The sequence below is a fragment of the Flavobacterium sp. genome, assembly GCF_052437795.1.
GTDB lineage: Bacteria > Bacteroidota > Bacteroidia > Flavobacteriales > Flavobacteriaceae > Flavobacterium.
The window spans coordinates 48,646-72,036 of the sequence record NZ_JBQVPA010000002.1; the positions used below are offsets into that span (position 1 = coordinate 48,646).

General features: G+C 47.0%; 14 protein-coding genes and 1 tRNA gene. 11 read left to right on the forward strand and 4 right to left on the reverse strand.

Features of this window, described 5'->3' with window-relative positions; all coding sequences use genetic code 11:
- The first annotated feature begins 3 nt into the window (after positions 1 to 3).
- The 7 genes from ACT6R0_RS06910 (at position 4) to kynU (ending at position 8,468) form a co-directional block, all read left to right on the forward strand.
- Positions 4 to 2,010 (forward strand): DUF3857 domain-containing protein, encoded by a 2,007-nt coding sequence (locus ACT6R0_RS06910; RefSeq protein WP_444653103.1) that lies wholly within the window; start codon positions 4 to 6, stop codon positions 2,008 to 2,010.
- A 9-nt stretch (positions 2,011 to 2,019) separates the two neighbouring features.
- The gene (locus ACT6R0_RS06915; protein ID WP_444653101.1) at positions 2,020 to 3,963 is read left to right on the forward strand and encodes a DUF3857 domain-containing protein; all 1,944 of its coding nucleotides are present in this window, start codon (positions 2,020 to 2,022) and stop codon (positions 3,961 to 3,963) included.
- A 1-nt stretch (position 3,964) separates the two neighbouring features.
- A complete protein-coding gene (locus tag ACT6R0_RS06920; RefSeq protein WP_444653100.1) occupies positions 3,965 to 4,291 on the forward strand; it encodes a nucleotide pyrophosphohydrolase in 327 nt (108 codons plus the stop codon).
- A 28-nt stretch (positions 4,292 to 4,319) separates the two neighbouring features.
- Positions 4,320 to 4,526 (forward strand): hypothetical protein, encoded by a 207-nt coding sequence (locus ACT6R0_RS06925; protein WP_444653098.1) that lies wholly within the window; start codon positions 4,320 to 4,322, stop codon positions 4,524 to 4,526.
- 2 nt (positions 4,527 to 4,528) lie between these two features.
- Positions 4,529 to 5,800: a 3-phosphoshikimate 1-carboxyvinyltransferase gene (locus ACT6R0_RS06930; RefSeq protein ID WP_444653097.1), complete on the forward strand. Its 1,272-nt coding sequence runs from the start codon at positions 4,529 to 4,531 to the stop codon at positions 5,798 to 5,800.
- Between the two features lie 140 nt (positions 5,801 to 5,940).
- The gene (gene queA, locus ACT6R0_RS06935; RefSeq protein ID WP_444653095.1) at positions 5,941 to 6,990 is read left to right on the forward strand and encodes a tRNA preQ1(34) S-adenosylmethionine ribosyltransferase-isomerase QueA; all 1,050 of its coding nucleotides are present in this window, start codon (positions 5,941 to 5,943) and stop codon (positions 6,988 to 6,990) included.
- Between the two features lie 194 nt (positions 6,991 to 7,184).
- Positions 7,185 to 8,468, forward strand: coding sequence for a kynureninase (gene kynU / locus ACT6R0_RS06940; RefSeq protein WP_444653094.1), 1,284 nt, complete (start codon positions 7,185 to 7,187; stop codon positions 8,466 to 8,468).
- A gap of 80 nt (positions 8,469 to 8,548) precedes the next feature.
- Here the strand turns inward: kynU and ACT6R0_RS06945 are convergent, their stop codons facing one another.
- The 3 genes from ACT6R0_RS06945 to ACT6R0_RS06955 all read right to left on the reverse strand — a co-directional run bounded on the left by ACT6R0_RS06945 (position 8,549) and on the right by ACT6R0_RS06955 (position 17,256).
- Positions 8,549 to 11,830, reverse strand: coding sequence for a glycosyltransferase family 117 protein (locus ACT6R0_RS06945; RefSeq protein WP_444653092.1), 3,282 nt, complete (start codon positions 11,828 to 11,830; stop codon positions 8,549 to 8,551).
- Between the two features lie 189 nt (positions 11,831 to 12,019).
- On the reverse strand, positions 12,020 to 13,813 hold the full coding sequence (locus ACT6R0_RS06950; RefSeq protein ID WP_444653091.1) for a serine hydrolase: 1,794 nt from the start codon (positions 13,811 to 13,813) through the stop codon (positions 12,020 to 12,022).
- A gap of 155 nt (positions 13,814 to 13,968) precedes the next feature.
- A complete protein-coding gene (locus ACT6R0_RS06955) occupies positions 13,969 to 17,256 on the reverse strand; it encodes a protein O-mannosyl-transferase family (RefSeq protein ID WP_444653090.1) in 3,288 nt (1,095 codons plus the stop codon).
- Positions 17,257 to 17,449: 193 nt separating this feature from the next.
- On the opposite strand from ACT6R0_RS06955, the gene ACT6R0_RS06960 reads away from it, so the two are divergent.
- A tRNA-Gln gene (locus tag ACT6R0_RS06960) sits at positions 17,450 to 17,520 on the forward strand.
- A gap of 110 nt (positions 17,521 to 17,630) precedes the next feature.
- On the opposite strand, the gene ACT6R0_RS06965 is transcribed toward ACT6R0_RS06960, so the two are convergent.
- Positions 17,631 to 18,476: a universal stress protein gene (locus ACT6R0_RS06965; protein WP_444653089.1), complete on the reverse strand. Its 846-nt coding sequence runs from the start codon at positions 18,474 to 18,476 to the stop codon at positions 17,631 to 17,633.
- A 200-nt stretch (positions 18,477 to 18,676) separates the two neighbouring features.
- Between ACT6R0_RS06965 and rimP the strand changes: the two genes are divergently transcribed.
- The 3 genes from rimP (at position 18,677) to infB (ending at position 23,310) form a co-directional block, all read left to right on the forward strand.
- Complete coding sequence (rimP, locus tag ACT6R0_RS06970) at positions 18,677 to 19,141, forward strand: ribosome assembly cofactor RimP (RefSeq protein ID WP_444653088.1); 465 nt, start codon at positions 18,677 to 18,679, stop codon at positions 19,139 to 19,141.
- A gap of 17 nt (positions 19,142 to 19,158) precedes the next feature.
- Entirely contained in the window at positions 19,159 to 20,400 is a 1,242-nt protein-coding gene (gene nusA / locus ACT6R0_RS06975) for a transcription termination factor NusA (protein ID WP_444653086.1), read from the forward strand.
- 63 nt (positions 20,401 to 20,463) lie between these two features.
- On the forward strand, positions 20,464 to 23,310 hold the full coding sequence (gene infB / locus ACT6R0_RS06980; RefSeq protein ID WP_444653084.1) for a translation initiation factor IF-2: 2,847 nt from the start codon (positions 20,464 to 20,466) through the stop codon (positions 23,308 to 23,310).
- Positions 23,311 to 23,391: the final 81 nt, after the last annotated feature.

A 23,391-nucleotide genomic window follows, 5' to 3' on the forward strand; every position in this document is an offset into this window, starting at 1 on the left:
GAAATGAAATTATTACGATTGATCGCGGCATTCCTTATAACTGGCTTTTCGGCGGAGGCGCAAAAGTATGAGCTTGGCGAAGTGACAAAGGCTGAACTGGAAGAGAAAAGCCATCCGCTGGATCCCTCTGCCGGTGCTGCCATACTGTTTAGCAAGGGGCAAACATATATGTCGTACTCTGACCAAAGCGGTTTTGACCTGGTGACAGAGACCGAGGTGAAAATAAAGATATATACTAAAGAAGGTTATGAATGGGCTAATAAGATCATACCCTATTATAGTACATCAACAACAAAGGAGACGGTAGATGTATCTAAAGCCGCGACCTATAACCTTGTTGAGGGCGCCGTAAAAAAAACCAAGCTGAAGGGCGAAGGTGAATTTGACGAGCAGGTAAATAAATTTTGGAAGCAGAAGAAGATCGTAATGCCCGAAGTGAAGGAAGGCAGTATAATAGAATATAAATATGTTGTACGGTCGCCTATCATTGACCAGTTCCCTGACTGGCAGTTCCAACAGAGCATACCGGTAAACCACTCGGAATATACGACCAAGATACCTGAGTATTTTATGTACAACACAAATTTCAGGGGCTATATTCCACCAAAAGTGATCAGGACAACAGCGAGTAAGTCCTTTACCATAAACTCGAAAGAGAGGACCGGGGTACATGTTTCCAAAACAACCTTTTCAACAGATAAAATAGACTATTTAGAGGCGCAGGTGTCTTATAAATTAGATAACCTTCCTGCACTTAAGGATGAGAGTTTTGTGAACAATGTACTCAATTATACAGCGGGTGTAGAACACGAGCTTACTATTGTGAAATATCCTAACACTCCGGTAAAGTCTTACTCTACAACATGGGAAGATGTTGTTAAGACCATTTATGCTTATGATGATTTTGGCCCTGAGCTTAATAAAACAGGCTATTTTGATAAAGATATCGACGCCCTCCTTGCCGGTCAAAAAACGGCTGCTGATAAAGCCAATGCCATTTTCTTTTATGTAAGGGACAGGATGAACTGGAATGACTATACGGGATATTCCTGTAATAGCGGTGTGCGAAAGGCATATAATGACAAAGTGGGCAACGTGGCCGAAATAAACCTGATGATGACAGCCATGCTTCGTTATGCCGGACTCAATGCCGATCCGGTCCTGGTAAGCACACGTTCCAATAAAATAGCGCTTTTCCCTAACAGGACAGCCTTTAACTATGTGATCGCTGCCGTTGAGATCGACGGTAAGCTGATGTTGATGGATGCAACGTCAAGATCGGCCATGCCTAATGTTGTGCCACCGCGCGCCATCAACTGGATCGGGAGGCTGATAAAGAAGGACGGTTCTTCGCAGGGAATAGACCTTACGCCTCAAACCAATGCTAAAGAGGTGGTGAACATTGCCGCCCAGCTCGATGAAAAGGGCAATATTACCGGTAAGGCAAGGGACCAGTATTTTGACCATAATGCCTACTATTTCAGGGAGAACTTTGGAGGGGCCAGCAAGGAAAGCTGTATGGAACACCTGGAGAAAAAATACAAAGGCCTTGAAGTGAGCACTTATACTATTGTAGATGATAAAATACTTGCAAAGCCGGCAATGGAAGAATATGAGTTTGTTCATAACGGCCTGTGTGACATTGTAGGCGATAAAATATACCTGAACCCAATGCTTTTCTTTAAGCAGGCCGAAAATCCGTTCACCAAAGAAAAAAGGGAATATCCGATAGATTTTGTTTTTCCGAGGCAGGATAAATACATGATAAGCATTGCGTTGCCAAAAGGTTATGTAGCGGAGTCGCTGCCTGCATCTGTAAATTTTGTCATGGAAGATGGTATCGGTTCTTTCAGGTACAATATCAAAGAAGTGAACAGTACCTTGCAGATAGGTGTACAGCTTGATATAAACCATGCGGCGATATCGCAGGACCGCTATGTTACGCTTAAAGATTTTTTCCAAAAGATGATCGACAAACAAAATGAGAAAGTTGTGCTGAAAAAAGCATAATTTAGTAAAATGAAGAAGATCCCATTGGCATTGTTGCTCCTGCTTACCGGCCTGTTGGCTTATGGGCAGGAGTACAGGCTGGGGAAAGTGAGCCGTGCCGAGCTCGAGCAAAGATCCCATCCCGCAGATACATCGGCCCCCGCGGCGATATTGTATAAAAAAGGCCATACCTATTTTGTGCTTGACCTGGACGGCTATTGGTCGATGATAACCGAAGTAGAATACCGTATCAAGATCTATAAAAAGGATGGCTATAAATACGCGACCGATAAGCTTACCTATTATACTGGGGGCAAAACGGTGAAAGCTTCTTATTCGGACGCATATACCTACAATCTTGTTGATGGTAAAATTGAAAGGACAAAGCTGAAGGGCGATGGCGAATTTCGGGAAAATATTGAGGATAACTATCGGCAACGCATTATTACAATGCCTAACGTGAAGGAAGGCAGTGTAATTGAATATAAATACACCATCACAACCCCATATTTTACGGTATTCAGTGATTGGCTCTTCCAGCATGAGATACCCGTTAACCATGTATCTTATGAAGTAGCCATACCGGTATACTTCAATTATAACCGTTTCCTGAGTGGCTATGTGAAGGTTGACCAGTCCGAAGGAAAAGTACGGCTGGGTGCCGGAGGAAGGTTCAACGAGTCGGTCACGACCTTTACGGCAAAAGATGTCAAAGCAATTAAGGATGAAGGCTACGTTAACAACATCAGGAATTACACTTCCATCCTTATGCACGAGCTGGCTTCTACCCACTTCCCGTCGGGCAAAGAAGAATATGCCACCGATTGGGGATCGGTCACTAAAAGGATCTATGACGATATGGACTTTGGTAAAGAGCTGGAGTATAACTCTTATTTCAGGGCCGATCTTTCCGAGATAACTGCGGGAATAACGTCTGTTACAGATAAAACAGCTGCGATCTTCAAATACGTGCAAAACCGCATGAACTGGAATGGAGAGACCAGCTATTATTGTGAAAAGGGCGTAAAGAAAGCCTATGAGGACAAGGTGGGCAACTCGGCCGAGATCAATCTGATGCTTGTTGCCATGCTTCGTGAAGCCCAGGTTCCCGCACATCCCATATTGGTAAGTACACGATCTAATGGTGTGGCGCTGTTCCCCAATCGCGCAGCATACAACTACGTTGTGGCAGGCGTGGAGGACGGGAAGAACATCGTACTCCTTGATGCTACAAGCAAAAATACGACCCCAGGGATCTTGCCGGTGAGGGCGCTAAACTGGGAGGGAAGGATGATACGCAATGACGGTTCGAGCGTTGAGGTCGACCTGATGCCGCACAGCAATGCGTGCGACATGGTGAGCATAACTGCCGCCATTGACCCGGACGGGAGCGTGGCGGGAAATGCCCGCCTGCAGCATTTTGACCACTATGCCTACTTGTTCAGGGAAAAATATGCCGGAATGGCTTCCGAAAGCTATGTGCAGCAACTGGAGAAAAAATATTCCAATACCGAAATAAGCGATAATGTTGTTGAAAATAGTGGTAAGGACCTGGCAAAACCTGTAACGGAAACCTATTCGTTTATCCATAACGGCAGTATTGAGATCGCAGGCAACAGGATGTACATTAGCCCCATGCTGTTTTTGGGCGGCAGACAGGACACGTTTACCAAAGAGACCCGTGAGTATCCGGTAGATTTTGGGTTTCCATACCAGGACAGGTATGTTTTTACGCTGACCATACCCGAAGGTTATGAAATAGAGTCGTTCCCTAAGCCCATAGCTCTGAAGATGGAGGAGAACATCGGCAGCTTCAGGTATAATATTACTGCTAAAGATGCTACGATACAGATCGGCATTACGCTCGATATTAATTATCCCAATGTGTCGCAAAGTTATTACCCCACACTAAGGAGTTTCTTCATGAAAATGAACGACAAGCAAAACGAGAAAATAGTACTTAAAAAGAAATAGCATGAACCTGCAAAACGCACAACTTGAAGTAGACAACTGGATAAAGGAACACGGCGTACGCTACTTTAATGAGTTGACCAATATGGCGCAGCTTACCGAAGAGGTCGGTGAGGTGGCCCGCATCATCGCGCGCCGTTATGGTGAGCAGAGCGAAAAGGAAAGTGACAAGGGCAAAGACCTCGGCGAAGAGCTGGCCGATGTGGTTTTTGTAGTGCTTTGCCTTGCGAACCAAACCGGGGTAGACCTTCAGGAAGCCTTTGATAAGAAGATGGACCTTAAATCCAAGCGCGACCACGACCGCCATCATAACAACGAAAAACTGCGCTAAAATCGTTACTTTTGGCAAAAGTATTTCCATGAAAGCCAAATTAGCCCAGTTCATTGCCGGACTTATCATTTACTTCCTCTTCGGGATGCTTATGGTATTCATTGCCATGGGCAGCCTCGCCTCCAATTGGGGTTTCATTGGTATCTGGACCGTTGGCATGGCATTGGCACACACATTTATCATGGAACCATTCCGAAAGCGAATGGCAGCCAAAAAAGAAAGGCTCAACAAATAGTTATGGACATCCGCCTTACTACACCGGGTGCTGTAGCCAACCGTCACATTAAGGTTTCAGGCTCGAAAAGCGAAACCAATCGACTGTTGCTCTTACAGGCGCTATATCCCGGGATCGCTATCGAAAATGCCTCCTCATCTGATGATAGTGAGGTAATGTTCAAAGCCCTTACGGGAGATGATGCTGTTGTCGATATCCACCACGCCGGTACGGCCATGCGTTTCCTTACCGCTTATTTTGCCATACAGGAAGGCCGGGAAGTTATCCTTACCGGTTCGCCCAGGATGAAGGAGCGCCCAATAAGTATTTTAGTTGATGCCCTCCGCAGCCTTGGTGCCTCAATAGATTATCTGGAAAATGAAGGCTTTCCACCGTTGAAGATCATTGGAAGGAAACTTTCCGGGGGCATGGTAACATTACCTGCCAACATCAGTAGCCAGTACATTACCGCGTTACTCCTGATAGCCGGAAGGTTGGATAATGAGATCGAAATTACCCTCCAGAGTGAGATCACTTCCCGGCCCTATATCGAAATGACGGTTGCCTTGCTGAATGAAATTGGCATTCCAACAAAATTTTCGGATAACAAAATTATAGTCAAGCCGGCAACCGGCAACCGGCAACCAACAACCGTTAACCTGACAGTTGAAAGTGACTGGAGTTCTGCCTCTTATTATTATTCCATCATCGCATTATCGCCCGAAGGTACTTCTGTACAATTATCCTCTTATAAAAAAATCAGCCTTCAGGGTGATAGTGAATTAGTCGAAATTTATAATACGCTCGGAGTTACAACAAAATTTAACAGCGATACTATCACGTTACGAAAGGAAAACCGACAACTGTCAACTGTCAACTGTCAACTAAATAATACCCCCGACATCGCCCAAACCATCGCCGTAACCTGCTTCGGACTTGGTATTGGCTGCCACCTCACGGGGCTCCATACATTAAAGATAAAAGAAACAGACCGCCTTGCCGCCCTTAAAACGGAACTCGAAAAACTGGGAGCAAAGGTTGATATAACAAATGACAGTTTAACCTTATCTCCATACCAAAATTTTGAGGGAATGAGTGAAGCTCGCTCCCCTCTACTTCGGAGAGGGGCTGGGGGTGAGGTCAATACCTACAACGACCATCGCATGGCCATGGCCTTTGCGCCGCTTGCCCTGAAAAGGGACATCATCATTAAAGATGCAGGGGTTGTTTCCAAATCCTATCCTGCATTTTGGGACGATCTTAAGGCATTGGGGTTTGGTATGGAAGAATTGTAAACTGTTGGTTTATAGCTCAATTTGTAAATAATTCGTAAAACACTTGACAACGCCTGTTTCACGATAGTATATTTGCACGCAATGAAAATTGCCGGGCAGGCCAATGAAGGCCCTCCTATAGCACAAGAAAAGACACATACATGAAATTATCAAACTTCAATTTTAACCTTCCGAAAGAGCTTCTGGCCGAATTTCCTGCAGAGAACAGGGACGAAGCACGCCTTATGGTGGTTGACAGGAAAACAAAGACTATTGAGCACAAGCTGTTTAAGGATGTACTGGATTATTTTGATGAAGGAGATGTAATGGTGCTTAACAACACCAAGGTTTTCCCGGCACGCCTGTATGGCAACAAAGAAAAAACAGGGGCAAGGATAGAGGTATTCCTTTTGAGGGAGCTGAACTCTGAGCAGCGCCTTTGGGACGTGCTTGTAGACCCTGCAAGGAAGATACGTATCGGTAATAAGCTGTACTTTGGCGATGACGATTCGCTTGTAGCTGAGGTTATAGACAATACCACATCGCGCGGGCGTACGCTGCGTTTCCTTTACGACGGTTCGTATGAGGAATTCCGTAACAAGCTTACCGAGCTGGGCGAAACCCCGATACCGAAATATATCAACCGTGAGGTAATGCCCGAAGATGCCGAACGCTACCAAACCATATATGCTAAAGAAGAAGGTGCCGTTGCCGCACCTACAGCCGGGCTTCACTTTTCGAAGCACCTGCTAAAAAGGCTGGAGATCAAAGGTATTGATTTTGCCGAGATCACCCTGCACGTAGGCCTTGGTACCTTCAACCCGGTTGAGGTGGAAGACCTTTCCAAGCATAAGATGGATTCTGAAGAGCTGATCATCACGCAGGAAGCCTGTGATATCGTGAACAAAGCAAAACTGAATAAAAGCCGTATTTGCGCCGTAGGCACAACTACCATGCGCGCTATGGAAAGTTCGGTATCGTCTGCCAAAACGCTAAACCCTTATGTGGGGTGGACCAACAAGTTCATTTTCCCTCCATACGACTTCAGTGTGGCCGATTGCATGATCACCAACTTCCATACGCCAAAATCGACCCTTCTCATGATGATCTCAGCCTTCACCGGCCACGACCTTATGCGCAAGGCGTACGATGAGGCGATCAAGGAAGGCTACCGTTTCTATACATACGGCGATGCGATGCTGATACTGTAATTTACAGTTACACATAATAGTAAAAGCAGCTCTTTTAGGGCTGCTTTTTACGTTATTTCCTCTCTGTGGCATCAGTCGTATCATTTTCCGTAGATCCATTAAAGATCTTCTGTAAAACTACAGAATTTAAAGCCGCTTTTAAGTTTGTTCCAAAATGATTAAAATCATATTTTTACCTCACAAACAAACAACACATGGAATTTCAGAATACGCGTGAATTCGCACAGGGGCTTGATGCCGCCGACAAGCTCGCCAAATACAGGGAGGAGTTCCTTTTTCCGCATGTGAATGGCAAACAGGTGATCTATTTTACGGGCAACTCGCTAGGGCTGCAGCCAAAACGTACCAAAGCTTATGTAGACGAGGTAATGGATGACTGGGCTAAGCTGGCTGTTGAGGGCCACTTTTATGCCGACAAGCCATGGTGGGATTACCATGAGCGCTTTTCCGCGCCGCTGGGACGCATTGTTGGCGCATTGCCATCGGAAGTGACGGTGATGAACACCCTTACCGTAAACCTTCACCTGCTGATGGTAACGTTTTACCGTCCTACGGCCAAGCGTTATAAGATCATTTGCGAGGAGAAGGCTTTCCCGAGCGACCAGTACATGATAAAAAGCCAGGTGCGTTTTCATGGCCTTGAGCCCGAAAATGCCATCGTGGAAATAAAGCGCAGGGAAGGCGAGCACAACATCCGCCTGGAAGATGTGCTTGATAAAATAAAAGAGGTAGGCGATGAGCTTGCCCTCGTCCTCATTGGTGGCGTAAATTACTACACCGGACAGGTATTCGATATGAAAACTATTACTAAAGCAGGGCAGGATGCCGGAGCCTATGTGGGCTGGGACCTTGCGCATGCCGCGGGTAATATCAAGCTGGAGCTTCATGAATGGAATGTAGATTTCGCCGCGTGGTGCAGCTACAAATACATGAACTCGGGGCCGGGCAATGCTTCAGGTGCTTTCGTACACGAAATGCACCACAACGACCTCGACCTGCCACGCTTTGCCGGATGGTGGGGCCACAATAAAGAGCGCCGTTTCCTCATGGAGCCGAATTTCGACCCGGTTCGAGGGGCGCACGGCTGGCAGATAAGCAATCTTCCGGTAATGTCGTTAGCACCATATTTAGCTTCGGTAGAAATGTTTGACGAAGTTGGAATGGACGCGCTCATCAAAAAGCGGGACTGTATCACTTCTTACCTTGAATTCATCCTGCATGAGATCGATAAGGAAGTAGACAGCACGTTCGAGATCATTACCCCGTCCGAACCATCCGAAAGGGCATGCCAGCTATCGGTATTCCTTCACGGGGAGGGCAGGAGCCTTTTCGAATATTTAATGAAGAACGGTGTTATAACCGACTGGCGCGAACCCAATGTGATCCGCCTCGCTCCGGTGCCGCTATACTGCTCGTATGAGGATATGTACGAATTTGGGCAGGTGCTTAAAGCAGGGATATTATCGCATAAGAAATAAGGGACAACGGACCTTACAGTAAATGAAAAAGCAGCAGGTTCAAAACCTGCTGCTTTTTCATTTACTGTAAGGTCCGGATGCTAAAGGTCCTCCCTTTTATGCATCCTGAATTTGGCATTATATTTATTAAATGCCACCTTATGTTTTTCGTAATATTCCATGTCCTTTTGGTCTTCCATCAGGAACAGCAGGCTCCTGTAGCGCTCAATATTGGTAATGATCTCCATGTGCTCATCAAGCTGCTGTGCCGGTGAATAGCCCGCGTAGAAGTCAAGGTTCTCCTGGTATTTCTTTATCAGCTTGTCGAGCAGTTTGCGCGCCTCGTCCCTTTGGCTTACTTCATAATACCCTTGTACGAATGGCTCCAGTAAGGTGTAGTAGCCATAATATTCTACCGGCATTTTGGCCATGGCAAGGTCTATGATCTTTTTAGCCTTGTCCCTTTTGCCCTCGTTAATGAGCGACTGCATCAGCCTTGCAAGGTTCGTGCGATAAGTAATACTGTTCTTGCGTGTTTCCGGGTCGTGGTATATGTCAGGGCTTTCGCTGTTGCCCCAGTCCCACGACATTACGATGTTGTACATCTTATCGGCATCAATATGCCCCATATCCAGCGGGCTGCCGTCTTTAGGTATCGGTGTTTTTACAGGTACGAGCTTGTACACCATGCCGTCAAGTTGCAGGTAGTCCTTCATCCACAGGTAATCATCATCGCCAAAGCTGCCCCCGGTAAAGTACATTGGCCTTTTCCAGTTGTTCTTATGGAAAATATCGAGCATGATCATGCGGTTCTTGTACAGTGCTTCGCCCTTAATGTCAATGTCGATGTACGGCACTATCGAGTCGAATAGTTTTGGAGAAACCACTTTGTTCTTAATGATCTCTTCTTTGTTTATGTTCAGGCGGATCTTGTTGGTAGGGTAGTAGTTAACCATGTGGCCGTTGCTCATTTCCCTTTGCGCGCGCGGGTCGTCCATGGCGAGCCATTTTAGGAAGTCACCCAGCTGCCAGCGTGCATCGGTACCTTTGTCAAAGAACATGTAGTCGCGTGTTCCCGGCTTGTACTGTTCGTTGGTAAACGATATTGGCATCGGATCAGACTCGTATGCCTTAGCCTTCATCTGATCAATGTACCAGTCGGTCATCAGGAGGCTGGTGTTCACAATGCGCACATCGGTACGGTAACCTTCGATCTCCTGTGCATACCAAAGCGGGAAGGTGTCGTTATCGCCAATGGTAAAGAGTATCGCATCCTTATCGCATGACGAAAGGTAAGCCTTCGCCATGGCCAGTGCTGTATAACGGCCGGAACGGTCGTGATCATCCCAGTTTTGGGCTGCCATGAGCACCGGCGCGGCAAGCATAGTTACGGCCAGCACTACAGGTCCGGCCACTTTTGGCTGCAGGTATTTTTTAATGCCGTCGTATATGGCATACACGCCAAGTCCTATCCACATGGCAAATACGTAGAATGAGCCTACCAGTGCATAGTCGCGCTCACGCGGTTCGAAAGGCCTTTCGTTAAGGTATATCTTCAGCGCAAGCCCTGTGAAGAGGAACAGCGCCAACAGTACGTAAAAGCTCTTGGCATCTTTCCTGGCGTGGAAAATAAAGCCTATCACACCAAGTATGAACGGCAGCAGGAAGTACACATTGCGGGCCTTGTTATTCGCCTGGTCAGACGGCAGGTTGTCCTGCGGGCCATACATCATGGCATCGATAGGTCTTATGCCGCTTATCCAGTTGCCGTCTATCCTGTCCCATCGGCCCTGGATGTCATTCTGCCTTCCGGCGAAATTCCACATCAGGTAGCGCCAGTACATGTAGCCGAACTGGTATTGGAACATATACTGCATGTTCGCCCCAAAAGAAGGTTTGTCTACCAGCAGGTACCTGCTGTATCTTTTCAGGAATTTATCGTAATCTTCCAGGTCGGCATTGCCTTTTTTAAACTCGGCCCTGAATTCAGAGATCGCTCCTTCTACCTGTGCGCGCGCTTCGGCCATGGCCATGCCCAGGTCTTCGTCGGTCATCTGGTCTACAGGCAGCCCGTAGCGCATCAGGTCTTCAGTAAAATCGTATGATGGGTCTATCCTGAACTCAAGGGGTTCGGTAAACCTCATGTAGTTGGCAGCATGCTCGGTGCTCCACATCCGCGGCATGAAGCCTTTGTGGTTGTCGTCGGTATTTTGTTTGGCGTTCTTGTAATCGTTTACAATTACATACTTGCCGGTTTTGTGATCCCTTTGATAGTTGGGTTTTTCATCTTCATACGGGTTAACTTTGTCAAGGCCGGCGTAGGTGTCCGAGAACATAGGGCCGTAAAACAGCTTCTGTTCGCCATACTGCTCCCTGTTATAGTAGGCGAGTACCTCGGCAGCATCCGATGGCCTGTTCTCATTAATTACAACGTTGGCATTGGCACGTATCGGCAGCATCATCCAGGTAGAAAAGCCTATCAGTATGAACAATACGCAAAGCAGCAACGTGTTGTACAGCGCATAGCCTTTTTTGCGGGTATAGCTAAGCCCGAAGTAAAACCCGGCAATGATAAGCAGTGTAATGAATATGGTGCCCGAGTTGAACGGCATGCCCAACGAATTGACCATGAATATTTCGGTCTTCCCGAAAAGGGCCATGGTGTAGGGCAATAGCAATTTGAAGATGAATAGGAGTATCGCTATGATCACCACATTGGCAATGATGAAGCTTTTAACGGTAACTGTCTTGTAATTTTTAAAGAAGTAAATGAAGCCGATCGACGGAATGGTTAGCAGCGCCATGAAGTGCACGCCGAACGAAAGCCCGATAACCAGCGATATGATGAGCAGCCACTTGTGTCCCCGCGGGGTGTGCATTTCTTCTTCCCAACGCAGTCCCAGCCACAGCAGTAATGCGATGAATAATGATGCCATGGCGTATACCTCGGCTTCTACGGCGTTGAACCAAAAACTGTCAGAGAAAGTGTAAGCCAGCGACCCTACAGCCGATGCGCCCAGCACCATAATGGCATTACTACTATTGAATTCAGAGAATTTGGATACCAGGTTGCGCATTACGATGGTAAGGGACCAAAACATGAACAATATGGTGAACGCGCTCGAAAATACAGACATCATGTTCACCATCAGTGCTACTTTGTCATCGGCTGTGGCAAACATCGCGAAGAACGCCCCCATCATCTGGAAAAGCGGTGCTCCGGGCGGGTGGCCTACTTCGAGCTTGGCAGCGGTGGCAATGTACTCGCCGCAGTCCCAAAAACTCAATGTTGGCTCTACGGTAAGTGAATAGGTGATCAGTGCAATGGCAAAAACGGCCCACCCGAGGATGGTATTCCATTTTTTGAAATTGAATGTTATCATGAAGGGTTCGGTTATTCCGGATTAATCTATCTGCAAAGAAACTATTTTTTTGCGTAAGGTTAAGCGGTTTTTTGACCGATGTTAAGAATTTAAGGTTTTACCACAGGGTACCCAAAGGTTTTTGTACAAAGGCCACAAAGCTATAGTAGCAGTGTGGCCTTGATAGTAATTGTATTTTATGTTATGGTGCTATTTTTTCACTGCAGTGAATTTTCCATTAGGCTGGTGCATTACCATCTCCCTGACCTTGCCGTCCTTGCTGATGAATTCGGCTTTATAGCCATCCAGTGTGGTAACTACGTACATGGTTTTGGATGTTGGGCTAAGCTCATATTCCGGCTGGCCCGGTACGAACATGTACAGCTTGCCATTTTTAACCGAAACTTTTACGGTCATTCCGGCGATCTCGTAGTTACCTGCATATTCGTTCAGTATATCGCCGTCAACCGCTACGGCTTTTGGCTTGCGCGTAAATTCAAGCGGATGGTCCAGCGATTGCTCTACCTTTAGTTTTACGCCCGATATATCGCCACCGTCATTGGTAGCGAAATTAAAGAAAAGGCCATTGCTGTCTTCAGAGGTATCAATGCCGTCTTTAGCGTCATACGGCGCGAATATGTCGTAATGCTTGTGCTTCAGGTAAAAGCGCGTTTGTTGGAATTCGGCAAAAAGGGAATCACCTTTCCTTACGATCTCAAAAGTTCCATATCCCGGATTTGTGAACAGCCCCGTATAATCGTTCAGTTCGTGTGAAGGTGCTTTAGTTACCGGATCGTCCTGTTTTTTAACTTTTTTAGCCTCAGCCTCCGCTTCTTTTGCCTTTTTCAGCTCATCTTTCAATTGTGCGTTCCAGTCGGTCTTTTTAGTGCCAAGCATCCTGTCGGCAATGGTGTTGCGCACAAGTGATGGAATTGACGACCCATTTTGGTTGGTAAGCACCACGATGCCTATTTCTTCAGCCGGGAAGAATGCTACACTGGCCGAAAATCCGTCTATATTCCCACCGTGCTCTACCCTGTAGTGGCCTTTATACGAAGCCATCATCCATCCGTAGCCGTAATTGGCCATGAAGGTAGTCGGGTATTCTTTTGACGGAAGGCCGCCACGCACTACGGCATGCGAGCTCATAGCTTCATTAATGTAGGCTTCCGGCAGTATTTCCCTGCCTTTGAACTTTCCTTTGTTTATCCAAACCATCATCCAGTTTGCAATATCATTCGCGCTACTGTTGATTGCTCCGGCGGGTGCCATCGCAGCGATGTCATAGTAGTCCGTTCTCGTGATAACGTCGTTTTTTAGATCATAGCCCAATGCCGCGTTCGATGCTGCTTTCATTTCCGCTATCGAAACATTGGTACGGTTCATCCCAAGCGGAACAAGGAACCGCTCGCGTATGTTGTCTTCCCAGCTTTTGCCGGTTATCTTTTCGGCAATGACACCCTGCACGGTAAACATAAAGTTGTTGTAATGCCATTGTTTCCTCAGTCCAGTAAAGGGCTCCTGGTACTTTATCCTTTGTATGATACTGTCCCTACTGTGGGTAGGGAACAGGTACCATGAATAGTCATGGCGCGGGATCCCCGTGCGGTGGCTCATCAGGTCCTCAATGTTCACATTGCCGTTCAGGTCGTTATTGTAGAATTGAAGTTCAGGAACGTATTTCAGCGGACTGTCGTCAAAGTCCAGCTTGCCGTCGGCCCTCAGCGATCCAAGTATTGCCGAGGTAAATGCCTTTGTGCTTGAACCGATCGCAAATAGTGTGTTGGCATCGGCAGGGAGTTTTTTCTCGTGATCCCTGTAGCCAAACCCGGCCGAGTAGATCACTTTGTCCTTCTCTACCACCGCTACTGAGAATCCGGCGGCCTTTGCGGTCTGCAGCAACGCGTTCAGGTCTTTGTCAATTCCTTTCAGGCGCTTGTCGGTCTGGGCATTCGCCGAAAGACCTATTAAAAATAGCAGAGTAAGTGTAATGTGTTTATTCATAAAGGTGTGTGTTTTATTGGTTTTGTCTGACCTCACCCATCCCCTCTCCAAAGGAGAGGGGAGCGAGTAAGTGCTCTATGCTGTAATTATAAATTCGTGAAGCTATTCGAGTGAAGCTTCTCTATCTCTTTTGGAGAGGGTTGGGGAGAGGCTACCTACTCATTCGGCCTCTTAAACCTTGCGAACATTCCATTGGCCTTATTAAAGGCTACTTTCGATGCCTCAAAGAACTCCATGTCATTGTTCTCCTCCATGATGATGAGCAGCGTCCTGTAGGCTTCTATCGACCCCATGATATCGGGCGCACCCGCATTCTGTTCGGCTACCGGCAGCGATTTGTAATAGTTCAGCGTTTCGTTGTATTTGCCTATCAGTTTGGTCAGGAACTCACGTGCCTGCTTCTTTTGGCCTGTTTGGTAATATAGTCCTGCAAAAGGTTCGCTGATGAAGTAGTACCCGAACTGGTCGAGCGGCATGTTCTTAATTGCAACGTCTATTACGTTACGCGCCTTGTCGATATTACCTTCCTTAACCAGCGCATCTCCCAGCCTTGCCAGGTTCTTCCGGAAGCTAATGCTGTTCTTCTGCGTTTGAGGGTCGTGGTATATGCCGGTGTCGCCGCCATTGCCCCAGTCCCATTTCATCACGATGTTGTACATGTCATCGGTATCAATGTAACCCATGTCCAGCGGACTGCCGTTTTCGGGTATCGCGGTTTTTACAGGCACGAGCTTGTATATCATGCCTTCAAGCTGCAGGTAATCCTTCATCCAGGCATAATCCTCATCATCAAACCTTCCACCTGCAAAGTATATCGGCCGTTTCCAGTTATTGGTCCGGATGATGTCGAGCATCACAAGGTTATGCTTGTAGATCGCTTCCTCCGGCAGGGTAATTTCAATGAATGGTACGATAGAATCATAACGCTGCGGCGAAACCACCTTGTTGCGGATTATCGTTTCCTTATCTATCGGGAAGCGTATTTTGTTGATAGGGTAGTAATTTACCAAATGGTCGTTGCTCAACGGCACCTTGGCCCTGTCGTCCTCAAGTGTTACAAAGGTCATGAAATCGTTTATGGTCATGGTCGAATCCTTTTTCTGTCCCCTTGGGTTGTAGAAAAGAAAATCGCGCGTACCGTCAACATACTGGTCGTGTTTAAGAGAGATCGGCACAGGGTCCGACTTATACGCCTTGCGCTTCATCTGGTCAATGTACCAGTCGGTAGGCAGCAGGGTAGAGCATACAATGCGCACATCGGTACGGAAGCCTTCTATCTCCTGTGCATACCATAGCGGGAAGGTGTCGTTGTCGCCTACGGTAAAGAGTATGGCGTTCGGCTCGCACGAATCCAGGTAGGCTTTCGCCATAGATAGTGCGGTATAGCGGCCGGAGCGGTCATGGTCGTCCCAGTTTTGAGATGCCATCAGCACCGGTGCGGCAAGAAGGGTAACACCAAGTACTACAGGGACAGAGATTTTTGGTGCTAAGTATTGTTTGATGCCGTCATAAATGGCGTACACCCCAAAGGCGATCCACATGGCAAATACATAGTAGGATCCTACGAGCACATAATCGCGTTCGCGTACTTCGAAAGGCCTTTCGTTAAGGAATATCTTCAGCGCAATGCCCATGAACAGGAATAGCGCCAACAGTACGTAAAAGCTTTTCAGGTCTTTCCTCGCATGGTAGACCGCACCGATGATCCCAAGGATGAACGGCAGGAAAAAGTATACGTTCCGGCCTTTATTATTCTTCATGTCAGAGGTAAGCGCTTGCTGCGGGCCAAGCCTCATCTCGTCGATAAAGGTAATGCCGCTCAGCCAGTTGCCGTTGTTGTCCATTTCGCCCTGCACGTCGTTCTGCCGGCCGGTAAAGTTCCACATCAGGTAGCGCCAGTACATATAGCCGAACTGGTAGTCGAACATATAGGACATGTTATCGCCAAACGAAGGCTTCTCTACGATCAGGTAATTTTTGTAATGCTTCAGGAACTTGTCATATTCCTTAAACCCAACATCGCCTTTGGCATATGCCGATCGGAACTCGTTGATCACCGCCTCAAGCTCACCTTGTATTTGTGCTATGGCTGCCGCGGCTTCCTGTGGCTCTAAAGTTTCTACATCAATGCCATAGCGGAGCAATTCGCCTGCGTAATCATAATTAGGGTCGATCCTGAAATTCGGCGGTCCTGAAAATGACATATAGTTCGCGGCATGGTCCGTGCTGGTCATCCTCGGCAGGATGGCGCTGTGGGTCTCGTCGGGATTTTGTTTGGCGTTCTTGTAATTGTTCACGATCTTATAGGTGCCGCTGGCATAGTCGCGCTGGTAGTTGGGCTTGGCATCTTTGTACGGATGCTCCTTGTCGAGCCCGCTGTAGATCTCGGTATATAAAGGCCCAAAGAATGTTTTCTGCTCACCATATTGCTCACGGTTATAGTAAGCCAAAAGCTCGGCAGCATCAGATGGTTTGTTCTCATTGATGACCACTTCGGCATTGGCGCGTATCGGCAGCATCATCCATGTGGAGAAGCCTATGAATAGGAACAGCACGCAAAGCAATATGGTATTAAGGAAGGGTTTGTTGTTCTTTTTGGTATAGCGCAGCCCAAAGTAAAATAGGGAGGCCAGGAGCACGAACATGAAAATGGTGCCCGAGTTGAACGGCAGGCCGAAGCTGTTGACCATGAATATCTCTGTACGCCCGAAAAGCGCCATAGTATAGGGTAGGAGGAATTTGAATACAAAGAAGAGTATAGCAATGGTAACGGCATTGGCAATGATAAAATTTTTGACCGTTACGGTTTTGTAATTCTTAAAGAAATAGATAAGCCCTATCGAAGGGATAGTAAGCAAAGCCAGGAAGTGTACCCCGAACGAAAGGCCCAGTAATAGCGATATGAGCAGCAGCCAGCGGTTGGCGCGCGGTGTGCCTATTTCCTCACCCCATCGGAGCCCGGCCCAAAAAAGCAATGCGATAAACAGTGATGCCATGGCATATACTTCGGCTTCGGTGGCGTTGAACCAAAAACTGTCCGAGAACAGGAATGCAAGTGTGCCTATGGCCGAACTGCCCAGTACCATTATGGCATTGTTCTTATTGAATTCGGCAAATGACGAAACCAGGTTTTTAAGCAAAATAGTAAGCGACCAGAACATGAACAATATGGTAAATGCACTGGACATTACCGAAACCATATTGACCATGAGCGCGATCTTGTCATCGGCGGTAGCGAACATCGAAAAGAAGGCGCCTATGATCTGGAATAGTGGCGCACCGGGAGGGTGGCCTACCTCCAGTTTGGCGGCAGTGGCAATATATTCACCGCAATCCCAAAAGCTGAGGGTACGTTCTACAGTTAAGCAATATACAATTAGGGCTGTGGCGAACAGGCACCAGCCTGCTATCATGTTCCACTTCCGGAAGTCCTGGTTTGTCATGTAAATTGGTTCGGAAAGGTTTAATTATACTACAAAGAAAAGCTATTTTACTGCTTACCAAACGGCAAAGCTATTTTTTTAATATTTTTCCGGTAAAAATTTGCAATAAATAAATTATGTGCTACATTTGCACCCGCAATAAGGCACTACAGCGGTTGTGAAAGCTAAATGCGGTAGTGGTGAAAAGCAAAATTGACCTATGGTGTAATGGTAACACAGCTGATTTTGGTTCAGTCGTTCTAGGTTCGAGTCCTAGTAGGTCAACAAAAAAACCTCTCAATTATTCGAGAGGTTTTTTTGGTTTTATGCTCAAAGGAAAACCCCAAAGATTTTTGAAATCTTTGGGGTTTTGCAGGGATTATTTTATTAAATAATTATATCCTGAACGTTACCACCGGCCTTACCGAATGGTTTACCAGGTCTTCGCTGATGCTTCCGTTAAAGAAGTGGGCAAGCCCCTGCCTTCCGTGCGTGCACATGCCTATCAGGTCGGCGTTAACGCTGTTTGCGAAATGAAGGATGCCTTTTTCTACGTTCACATCGTTATATACGTGTGTGGTATATCCGTTGGCTACCTGGAAGCCCGAAATGAAATCGTGCATTTTTTTCTCGGCAGCATGGGTCGACTTAAAGTCATTCGGTGTGTTGATGAACGTCAGGTGGATGTGTATGCCGAACATATTGGCAAAATCAACCACTTTAGCAAATGGTTTTTTGATCTCGTCACTAAAGTTGGAAGCGAAAACGAATTTTTGCGGGTTGAAAGTGCCTTCTTCTTTTTTGATGACAAGTACAGGAACGTCAGATGTCCTTACCACTTTTTCGGTATTGGAGCCAATGAACATTTCCTGGAAGCCGCTGGCGCCGTGTGAGCCCATTACTACAAGGTCGATGCCGTGTTTTTTGCTGTGTGATATGATACCGTCAAAAGCCCTTTCGAACTGTATGGCCTCAACGACCGGAATGCCTTCAAGATACGGCTGCTCAAGGATGTCCTGGAAGCGCTCGCGTGTTTTTTGCATGAAGAACATTACCTCGGGAAGGTCGCTGCTGCTGCCCACCGCGTTGCTTTCGCCTATGCCGTCGCTGGCAAGTGCGGGCAGTTCCAGCATGTGCAGCAGGAAGATCTCGCCGTCATTTTCGCGTGCTATTTGCGCCGCTACTTTAAGGGCATATTCTGCGTGGTCTGAAAAGTCGGTGGGTACTAGGATTTTTTTCATGATAAAGGATTATAATAATTTAACAGGATTTTGGTTAGAAATTAATTACAATAAAGGTAGTGATATTTTTTGCATTAACCAATGGTTTTCAAGATTTATGCGATGATTTTCAAGATATAAAAAAAAGTCTTATATTTGCACGGTTATTTAAATAAGCACTAAATAATGAGGGGACAGGAGTCCCCTCTTTTTATACAATTATGACATTCAAAGAAAAAGTGGTATCGCTGTTGGAAAAAGGGCTCGAAGAGAACCCTTCGCTGTTCCTGATAGACCTTTCCATAACAGGTGCCAACAAGATAGAAGTTACGCTGGATGGCGATAACGGGGTGACCCTGCAGGACTGCATTGACATTAGCCGCGCCATAGAGCACAACCTTGACAGGGAAGAGGAAGACTTTTCGCTGGAGGTGGCTTCGGCAGGGGCGACAAGCCCTATGACAAACCCGAGGCAATACAAAAAAAACATAGGAAGGACAATATTGGTAAAGACCGCCGATCAGCAGATAGAGGCGGAAATTACCGACGCAAATGAAGAGCATATTGTTTTGGAGTGGGAAGCCCGTGAGCCAAAGCAGATAGGTAAAGGAAAAGAGACGGTCCAAAAAAAGGCTGAGATACCTTATTCGGACATTAAAGAAGCAGTTGTTGTAATAAAATTTTAAAAAAATAAAAAGTTGGCATGGAAAATCTCGCATTAATCGATTCGTTTTCAGAGTTTAAAGATGATAAGCTTATAGATCGCGTTACGCTCATGGCGATACTGGAAGATGTATTCAGGAATGCTCTGAAAAAGAAATATGGTTCTGATGATAACTTCGACATTATCATCAACCCTGATAAAGGGGATATGGAGATATGGAGGAACCGCGTGGTGGTCGCCGATGGTGAAGTAGAGGACCCTAACCAGGAGATCTCGCTAACCGAAGCCCGCAGGATCGAGCCCGACTTTGAAGTAGGTGAAGACGTTTCTGAAGAGGTAAAGCTGATCCAGTTGGGCCGCAGGGCGATACTGGCGCTGCGCCAAAACCTGATATCGAAGATACATGAACACGATAATACCAACCTGTATAAGCAGTTTAAAGACCTTATTGGTGATATTTATACTGCTGAAGTACACCACGTAAGGCCAAAAGCTGTAATTTTGGTGGATGATGAAGGCAATGAGATCGTATTGTTGAAAGAAAAGCAAATACCGTCTGACTTTTTCAGGAAAGGCGACAACGTGCGCGGCATCATTGAAAGTGTGGAACTGAAAGGCAATAAGCCTCAGATAATGATGTCAAGGACATCGGAACTTTTCCTTGAAAAACTGTTCGAACAGGAGATACCTGAAGTGGCTGACGGTCTTATCACCGTGAAAAAAGTAGTAAGGATCCCGGGCGAAAAAGCGAAAGTAGCCGTAGATTCTTACGATGACAGGATCGATCCTGTAGGGGCCTGTGTGGGTATGAAAGGCTCGCGCATCCACGGTATCGTTCGTGAACTGGGCAACGAGAATATCGACGTGATCAACTATACGACCAATACGCAGCTATTCATATCAAGGGCGCTTAGCCCTGCAAAAGTGTCATCTATCAAATTAGACGATGCGAACTCAAGGGCCGAGGTGTTCCTTAAGCTTGAAGAAGTTTCCAAAGCTATTGGCCGCGGAGGGCACAACATCAAACTGGCAGGATTGCTTACAGGCTATGAGCTTGATGTTATCCGTGAAGGCAACGCTGCTGAAGATGAGGATGTGGAATTGACAGAGTTCTCAGATGAGATCGAAGCATGGGTGATCGAGGAATTTGGCAAGATAGGACTTGATACCGCAAGGAGCGTACTGAAGCAGGATGTGGCCGACCTTGTAAGGAGGACCGATCTGGAAGAGGAGACTATTCTTGAAGTGATGAGGATACTGAAGGAGGAATTTGAAGACTAATAATATCCGGTTTAACGCCGTAACCAGCACAACACAACAAAGAAGATAATTTAATAAGATTGTATGTCTGAAGAAAGAGCAATAAGAATAAACAAAGTATTAAGGGAATTAAATATTTCGCTTGACAGGGCTGTCGAGTTCCTTAAGGAAAAAGGCCACGCTATCGAGGCCAGCCCTAACGCCAAGATATCAGGCGAGGAATATAATGCCCTTTTCAACCAATTTTCTGCCGACAAAAAGAATAAGGCCACTTCCCTCGAAGTAAGCGAGGAGAAGAGGAAAGAGAAGGAAGCGCTTCGTGTGGAGCGTGAACGCGAGATCGAAGAAAAAAGGAAGCAGGATGAGGACAGGCAGCGCCAGGAGGTGATAAAGGCAAGGGCCACACTTTCAGGGCCGGTTGCTGTGGGCAAGATCGACCTTAATGCCAAAAAATCTGAGCCCGCTTCAGACACTCCTGCCAAACCTGAGCCACAGGTACAGGCGGCAGCGCCGGAAAAAGTACAGGAGGCTGCAAAGCCTGCTGATGAACCGGTACAGGAAAAACCGGCAGCTGAACAGCCAAAAGCAGCACCGGCGATACAGCCAAAAATAACGCCTGCGAAACCCGCTGAGCAGCAGGAGAAACCTGCGGCAGCCGAGGCACAGGCGCCTGCAGATGAGAAGATAACCACGCAATACCAAAAGCTTACCGGTGCTACCTTTACCGGGCAAACTATTGACCTTTCGCAGTTCAATAAGCCTAAAAAGAAGAAGGAAGATTTCAGGAAAGACGGGCCGAAACCGGGAGGCGCAGCCACACCGGGTGCTACTAACCAGGCAGGTGCCAACCAGCAGGGTGGTGCGGGAGCAGACAAGAAAAAAAGGAACAGGATCACACCGAACAGGCCTCCCGGACAGGGAGGACCGGGCCAGGGTGGCGGCCAGAACAGGCCGGCTGGCCAGGGCGGCAATAAATTTGGCCCTAATACAGGCAAGCGTCCTGCTATTGTGTCTAAAGTAGAGCCTACCGAAGAAGAAGTTAAGAACCAGATCCGCGAGACCCTTGAAAAACTTCAGGGTAAAGGAGGAAAATCCAAAGCGGCTAAATACAGGAGGGATAAGCGCGACAGCCACCGCCAGAAGTCGGACGACGAGCAAAGGATGCTCGACGAAGGCAGCAAAACGCTTAAGGTTACAGAATTTGTGACCGTAGGCGAGGTTGCTACCATGATGGATGTGCCTATCACCAAAGTAATATCGGTATGTATGTCGTTGGGTATCATGGTAACCATGAACCAAAGGCTCGATGCCGAAACGCTTACCATTGTTGCTGACGAATTTGGCTATGAGGTGGAATTCATCACTACCGATATCGAAGAAGCGATGGAAGTTGTGGCAGATAAGGAAGAAGACCTTGTATTCAGGGCTCCTATAGTAACTGTAATGGGCCACGTTGACCACGGTAAAACATCACTTCTTGACTACATTCGTAAAGAGAATGTAATTGCGGGTGAGTCGGGTGGTATAACCCAGCACATTGGTGCGTATGGTGTAACCCTTGATAACGGGCAAAAGATAGCATTCCTCGATACACCGGGCCACGAAGCGTTTACCGCGATGAGGGCCAGGGGTGCGCAGGTGACGGATATCGCGATCGTTGTGATCGCGGCAGACGACGACATCATGCCACAAACGAAGGAAGCCATCAACCACGCGCAGGCGGCAGGTGTTCCTATCATTTTTGCAATAAACAAAGTGGATAAGCCGGCGGCAAATCCGGAAAAGATAAAAGAAAGGCTTGCGGGCATGAACCTCCTGGTTGAAGACTGGGGCGGTAAGATACAGTCGCACGACATATCGGCCAAAACAGGCCTTGGTGTGAAAGACCTTCTTGAAAAAGTATTGCTTGAGGCCGAAATACTTGACCTTAAGGCCAATCCTGAAAAAGCGGCTGTTGGTACTGTGGTAGAAGCGTTCCTTGACAAAGGGCGTGGCTATGTATCGACCGTTCTTGTACAGGGCGGTACGCTTAAGGTGGGCGACTATGTTCTTGCAGGGAAGCACCACGGTAAGGTCAAGGCAATGCACGATGAGCGTGGGCACAATGTAAAAGAGGCAGGGCCATCAACACCAATATCAATATTGGGACTTGACGGCGCGCCAACAGCGGGCGACAAGTTCAGTGTATTTGAGGATGAAAGGGAAGCGAAGCAGATCGCGGCCAAACGTACCCAATTGATGCGTGAGCAGTCAGTACGTACGCAAAGGCACATTACCCTTGCGGAGATCGGAAGGCGTATCGCACTTGGGCAGTTCAAGGAACTTAATATTATCCTTAAAGGTGACGTGGACGGCTCGGTGGAAGCGCTATCAGACTCATTCTCGAAACTTTCGACCGAAGAGATCCAGATCAATATCATCCACAAAGGTGTGGGCGCGATCACGGAATCGGACGTATTGCTTGCCTCAGCTTCAGATGCGATCATCATCGGGTTCAACGTTCGTCCATCGGCAAGTGCCAGGACTTTGGCCGACAAGGAAGAGATCGACATCAGGAACTACTCGATCATTTACGATGCTATCGACGACCTGAAAGATGCGATGGAAGGCATGCTTTCTCCGGAAATGAAGGAAGAAGTTACCGGTACTGCTGAGATACGCGAAACGTTCAAGATTTCTAAGGTGGGTACCATTGCAGGATGTATGGTTACCGATGGTAAGATATTCAGGACGTCGAAGATCAGGCTGATCAGGGATGGTGTGGTTATCTACACCGGCGAACTTACCGCGCTGAAACGTTTCAAGGACGATGTGAAGGAAGTTTCAAAAGGTTACGACTGTGGTATGCAGGTTAAGAACTATAACGACATACAGCAGCTGGATATCATCGAGGCTTACCAAACTGTAGAAGTGAAGAAAAAGCTGAAGTAATCGTTTAGCTTTAGATATAATAAAACCCATGCGAGAGCATGGGTTTTTTGTTTATTGACGAAACCATTTCACGTGCATCAT